The sequence below is a fragment of the Vibrio sp. Vb1554 genome, assembly GCF_033344235.1.
On sequence record NZ_JAWPOJ010000351.1, the window covers coordinates 1 to 1139 of the forward strand.

The window sequence follows — 1139 nt, forward strand, 5'->3', positions numbered from 1 at the left end:
CCGCGCTCAATGAAGAGTTAGCAGCAAGCGTTGCTGATCAATATCCGAAGTTCTTTTTGACGGGCGCTCCGGGGTTGTCGGCGTCAAGCTTTGACGATCTTTTCAGTAGCGATTCTTTCGGTTGGATGGGCGCGGCAGGCGTAAGCTGGAACTTGTTCGATGGGGGGCGTGGCGAGGCAATTGAAGCCATCAACCAAGCGCGTTTTGATTCGGCGACATTGTCTTATCAACATACGGTAGAGGCGGCTTTGGCAGAAACCGAATCCTCGCTGTTTGCTTATGGTCGCAGCCAAGAAAATCAGCGCCGAATCGATGATGCATTGAAAGCCACCAATAACGCCGTCAACAAAGCCAAGTCACTGTACCGAGCAGGCTTGATTGATCACTTATCAGTTTTAGATGCGCAACGTCAGCAACGCATGATGCAAGATCAGCAAGTCGCGGCAAAGTTACAAACCGCACAAGCTACGATTGCGCTTTACAAATCACTTGGTGGTGATTGGACGCTACAACCAGAAGCACAACCCGAAACGAATGCCAAAGGTTAGGTTTCTTACAAGCCTCACACCTTTGCATCATAACGGATGCCGTTAAATCGGTTAAAAAGAGGCCACTTAGATGGCCTCTTAGTTTGTGAGGCAAATATTTCTACCACCTATACCCTCTCTCGGTTGTATAATGTCGGCTCTGAAATATTTTGTTACGTTACTTCGGTAACCCCTGGATTACAACATGAACAATAGCAGATGGGTCGGCTTGCTCGGCGGCACGATCGTTTTACTTTGCACATTTCTCCTATTCGGATCTTCCGTTCATGCTGATTGGTACATGATGCCTGCAGAAGCAGTGAACGGCATCGCATTTACACTGGCTTTCGGGCTAGGGCTGAATAGCATTTTTGCCTACGTCACAGCATTCATTACGCTCGCTGCGTTATTCTACATTGGCTACGTTGTTGGCTACCGCGTTCATCAAAAGCTTAGGTAAAAACCTTAACTTTAAGACCATTTATCTCAACCCACCTAACACTTAAGTTTTAGCTTTTATTCAATAAATTGGCTTTTAACCTACTTTTTATGCGGACATATTGAGATCGGAGCATTTTCCCGAAAACCGTATAGTTTTATGCCATGCTGCCT

The 1139-nt window shown here is 46.4% G+C and carries 2 protein-coding genes; both read left to right on the plus strand.

Annotation, left to right across the window (positions count from 1 at the left end):
• The coding region (locus R8N28_RS26220) for a TolC family protein (protein WP_318183783.1) at positions 1-548 on the plus strand (548 nt) is incomplete at its 5' end.
• Positions 549-732: 184 nt separating this feature from the next.
• Positions 733-987, plus strand: a complete 255-nt coding sequence (locus R8N28_RS26225; protein WP_011106259.1) for a hypothetical protein — start codon at positions 733-735, stop codon at positions 985-987.
• Positions 988-1139: the final 152 nt, after the last annotated feature.

Excerpts from the sequence above, each read along its gene's own strand:
- R8N28_RS26225 (WP_011106259.1), top strand. The coding sequence starts at position 733 with ATGAACAATAGCAGATGGGTCGGCTTGCTCGGCGGCACGATCGTTTTA.